The 3318-nt window shown below is 60.3% G+C and carries 3 protein-coding genes; all 3 read left to right on the top strand.

The genetic code is table 11. The features are described 5' to 3' along the window. Positions 1–93: 93 nt before the first annotated feature. Positions 94–540: a GatB/YqeY domain-containing protein gene (locus V3W31_00510; GenBank protein ID MEE9613420.1), complete on the top strand. Its 447-nt coding sequence runs from the start codon at positions 94–96 to the stop codon at positions 538–540. A gap of 73 nt (positions 541–613) precedes the next feature. Continuing rightward, positions 614–1576, top strand: a complete 963-nt coding sequence (locus V3W31_00515; GenBank protein ID MEE9613421.1) for an NGG1p interacting factor NIF3 — start codon at positions 614–616, stop codon at positions 1574–1576. Positions 1577–1686: 110 nt separating this feature from the next. Then, positions 1687–3318, top strand: a 1632-nt coding sequence (locus V3W31_00520) for an endonuclease MutS2 (GenBank protein ID MEE9613422.1), incomplete at its 3' end; no start/stop codon positions are given.

Raw genomic sequence — 3318 nt, forward strand, 5'->3', positions numbered from 1 at the left:
GTGGCCCCCAAAGGCACCGGTGTCTTCGAGACCCTGAAGGCCGTCGTGAAGATGGTCCTGGCGGAACTCAGGAAGGGAGGATAACCGGCCTCTATGGGCTTGAGGGAAGACATTACAGGGGGGATAATAACGGCCATGAAGCAGGGGGAAAAGCTCAGGCTTTCCACCCTGAGGCTCCTCCTTGCCGCGGTCAAGAATAAAGAAATAGAGATGAAGAAGGAGCTTTCCGACGGGGAGATCCAGTCGGTGGTGGCCACGCTTTTAAGGCAGAGTAAAGATTCCATAGAGCAGTTTAAGAAAGGCGGGAGGGACGACCTCGCCGAAAAAGAGGAAAAGGAAGCCGGGATACTCCAGGCCTTCATGCCGGCGCAGCTCTCGGCCGAGGAGATACGCGCCCTTGTGACGGGCAAGATAGACGAGGTCGGCGCCGAGGGCATGGGCGACATGGGCAGGGTAATGAAGGTGGTTATGCCCGAGATAAAAGGCAGGTCCGACGGAGGCACGGTAAAAGATATAGTAAAGGACCTCCTCGGAGGCTGAAACCTCCATCCGCCCCCCGACATAAGTCGGGGTTTTTTGTTTTTAAGATTAGTAGTTCATACCCGGAGAGTTCATGAAGATAGAAGATATATATCAGAAGGCAGTCCAAAGGGGGATGGAGCTCGACCCCCGTGGCGCCGGCGAGGTCAAAGAGGCGCTCGGCCGGGCCAGGAAGGAGTTCGACGACCTGAAGGAGAAGGACAGGGAGTTCTTCGACAAGGAGCGTCTCACCAACCCCTACTCGGACACCCGGATACTCTACGGCGATCCCAAGAAGAAGGTCAAGAGGGCGCTCGTGGGAATCGACATGGAGGTAGGCGAGGTCCTTCTGGCCGACAGGCTGAACGGGGGCAGCGGCCCCGGCCCCGGCCCGATAGACTTGATAATCGCCCACCACCCGGAGGGCCGCGCCATGGCCGCCCTCTACGCGGTGATGGACATGCAGTCCGGGATACTCCTTAAGTACGGCGTCCCGATAAACGTGGCCGAGGACATAATGGCCGAGCGCATAGCCGAGGTCGAGAGGAGGCTCATGCCGGTCAACCACACGCGCGCGGTGGATGCCGCGAAACTCCTCGACATACCCTTTATGTGCGTCCACACCCCTTCGGACAACGCCGTGGCCGACTACCTTCAAAAGATTTTCGACGATAAAACGCCGCGCAGCCTCGACGATATAATCGATATCCTGCGCGCCATACCGGAGTACGCCGGCGCACTTGCCTCCGGCACCGGGCCCAAGCTGGTCGTCGGCTCGGGCAAGAGCAGCGCCGGAAAGGTCTTCGTCGACATGACCGGCGGCACCGGAGGCAGCAAGAAGGCCTACGAGAAACTCTCACAGGCCGGCGTCGGCACGGTGGTCGGAATGCACATCGGCGAAGACCACAGGAAAGAGGCGAAAAAGCACCACGTAAACGTGGTCATAGCCGGACATATATCAAGCGACAACCTCGGGGTGAACCTCCTCCTCGACGACATACTCGACGGCGTTGAGGTCGTCGAGTGCTCGGGCTTCAGGAGGATTTCGAGGAAGTAGATAAAGCCCGTGTCCGTTATCCGTGACCGTATAAGAGCCTGCCCTTAAGAGTTTTCCATAGTTGCCGGACACGGACCACGGGAGACGGATAACGGCATTAATCGACAGCCGTGGACGATATTACCTTAGAGGCCCTCGGATACCATGAAGTTCTTGGCGAGTTGGAGGGCTTTGCCGTCTCGCCCCCGGCACGCGGCCTTGTCCGGGGTTTAAGGCCAGGGACCGACCGCTCCGGTATCGAGGAGGCCTTCGCCGAACTCACAGAGATGGGCTCGGTACTGAAGGCGTCCGGCCCGCTCCCGTTCGACGGGATACGCGATATAGGGCCGCTCCTCTCCGCCCCCGCGCCGGAAGGCGCCTACTTCACCCCCCCGGAACTCTTCGATATAAAAGAGACCATCGAGGCGATATCACGGATAAAGTCGCTCGTGGACCGTTCGTTCAGCCGCGCGTTCCCAGTAACGTCGTCCAGGATAGGCACCCTCTCCGACCATAAGGCCCTCCGGGGCGAGCTCTCCCGCGTCCTCGACGAAAAAGGCCATATACGTGACGAGGCGTCCGCGAAGCTCCGGGAGATAAGGGGCGAGGTCCTCTCCTCCAGGGAGAGGGGCCGGGCGGTGCTCGAAAAGCTCACCGGCAGCAGGGAGTTGAGCGGGGTCTTCACCGACGAGATCTCTACCATAAGAGACGACCGCTACGTCCTGCTCGTTAAGGCCGGCCGCCACGCGGAGCTTCCGGGCGTGGTGCACGGCAGGTCCGCGAGCGGGGCCACATACTTCGTAGAGCCCTTTCAGGTCGTCGAGCTCAATAACCGCATCGCCATCCTTAAAAAGGAGGAGAAGACCGAGGAGGTTAAGATACTCAAAGCCGCGACGGCTCGGGTCATTGAGGAGAGGGACATTATTATGGCCGACCTCTCGGCCACGGCCCGGCTCGACCTCGCGCAGGCAAAAGCCCTCTTTAAGGAACATATACAGGCCGTGGTGCCTCTTATAAAAGAGGGCGGAGAGGTAAAGCTTACCGGAGCGAGGCACCCGCTTCTCGTCTTTAAGGAGTTAAAGCGCGGCGCCCCGGTCGTGCCCGTCGATATAAGGTTACGGCCAGGCAGCAGCGTACTCGTTATCTCCGGGGCCAACGCGGGAGGGAAGACCGTCGCGCTTAAGACCCTCGGGCTCCTCTCTCTCATGGCTCAAACCGGCCTGGCGATCCCGGCAGAGGAGGGCAGCGAGCTTAATCTTTTTAATAACGTCTTCTCCGACATAGGCGACAGGCAGGATATAGCAGAGGACCTGAGCACTTTTTCCGCCCACCTTAAGCGTCTCGGAGAGATACTGGAGGCCGTCTCCCCGCCGACACTCGTCCTCGTTGACGAGATAGGGGTGGGCACGGACCCGGCCGAGGGGGGAGTGCTCGCGCTCGCCATGCTCGAAACACTTTCCGAAAGGGGGGCCACGACCGTGGTCACCACGCATCTTAATATCCTGAAGGCCCGTGCCCAGACGGACCCGGCCTTCGAGAACGCGGCGGTCGAGTTCGACGAGGAAACGACGAGACCCCGATACAAGCTCGGCTACGGCGTGCCCGGACCGAGCCTCGGCCTCTCGGTCGCGCGGAACTACGGCATACCGGACGGCGTGATTAAAAGGGCCAGAGAGATGCTCGAGGGGGACGAGGGCGAGTTCATACGCTCCGTACGCGCGCTGGAGGAGGAAAAGGGAGAGGTAAGGGCGCTAAGGGAGGGC

It is taken from the genome of Thermodesulfobacteriota bacterium (genome assembly GCA_036482575.1).
Lineage (GTDB): Bacteria > Desulfobacterota > GWC2-55-46 > GWC2-55-46 > JAUVFY01 > JAZGJJ01.